The 1,261-nt window shown below is 50.7% G+C and carries 2 protein-coding genes; both read left to right on the top strand.

Going from position 1 to position 1,261, the window contains the following annotated elements; all coding sequences use genetic code 11:
* On the top strand, positions 1-916 hold a 916-nt coding region (locus tag ACTHS3_RS13575; RefSeq protein ID WP_440368203.1), incomplete at its 5' end, for an acyl-CoA dehydrogenase family protein.
* A gap of 84 nt (positions 917-1,000) precedes the next feature.
* A complete protein-coding gene (locus ACTHS3_RS13570; RefSeq protein WP_003680460.1) occupies positions 1,001-1,171 on the top strand; it encodes a rubredoxin in 171 nt (56 codons plus the stop codon).
* The last annotated feature ends 90 nt before the right edge of the window (positions 1,172-1,261 follow it).

Genomic DNA, 1,261 nt, shown 5'->3' with positions numbered 1-1,261 from the left:
TTTGGCAACGCAAATCGCCGTATTGCGCGAAATCGGTAAAGAATGCGGCGCCACTTCGTTCAGCGCATGGTGTCAGGCGGCTTGTGCGTGGTATCTGCACCAATCGCCCAACCAAGCGGTTAAAGATAAATATTTTGCCGACATTCTGCAGGGTAAAGTTTTGGCCGGTACGGGCATGTCCAATACCGTCAAACATCTTGCCGGCATTGAAAAACACAACTTGCAAGCCGAGCGTGTCGAGGGCGGCTATAAAGTCAACGGCGCTTTGCCTTGGGTATCCAATATCGGCGAAGACCATATTTGGGCAAATACCGCCCAAATCGGCGACAGCTATGTGATGTTTATCACCGGCGGTCAATGGGAAGGCGTGACCCTGCAAGATTGCCCTGAGTTCTGCGGTTTGGAAGGCACGCGCACTTACAGCCTGAATTTTAAAGATGTGTTTATTCCCGATGAAGATGTGATTGCTACGCCTGAGCAGTTCCAGTCTTATATCCCGACCATTAAAGCCGGTTTCATCTTGCTGCAAATGGGTATCGGTGCCGGTGTGATTGACGGTGCGCTCGGTATTATCCGTATGGCCAATGTGGTGAACGCGGAAGTGAACGCTTACCTCGACCACAGCTACGATGAGTTGAAAGCCGCGTTGGACGGCGCATGGGTGGAAACCGAACGCCTTGCCGATGATGCGTGGAACAACAAACCTGATACGCTGGCAACCTTAAAACTGCGTGAAGCGGCTGCTGTGTTGGCACTGAACGCCACTCAATCTGCCGCATTGCATGCAGGCGCAAAAGGCTATCTAATGCGCAGCCCGGCACAACGCCGCGTCCGCGAGGCCATGTTTGTCGCCATCGTAACACCGGCCATCAAACACCTGCGTAAAGAAATCGCCGCTTTGGAAGCAGCGCAATAAATTCAAAATATCAACAATAAGACACACGAAAGGCCGTCTGAAAATACGGTTTCAGACGGCTTTTCAAAATGGAAGGAACACCAAATGGCTCAATATATGTGCGGCCCTTGCGGTTGGATTTACGACGAAGATCTCGGCGATCCTGAGCACGGCCTGCCTGCCGGAACTAAGTTTGAGGATATTCCCGATGACTGGAAATGCCCTGAGTGCGGCGTAGGCAAAGAAGATTTTTATCTGTTGGATTTCGTGATATAACTTGGTTGAGTTGATTTAAAAAGGCCGTCTGAAATTTCAGACGGCCTTTGTTTTATCGGCGGTATAAAGCAACCATGGTTTCAGCCGCTT

The organism is Neisseria sp. P0009.S007 (assembly GCF_051962515.1).
Note: the sequence above shows the minus strand (reverse complement) of the source record. Positions and strands in the feature narration are given on the sequence as shown.

Bases quoted from the DNA above. Each gene is read 5' to 3' on its own strand.
- ACTHS3_RS13570 (WP_003680460.1), top strand. From the start codon at position 1,001: ATGGCTCAATATATGTGCGGCCCTTGCGGTTGGATTTACGACGAAGAT.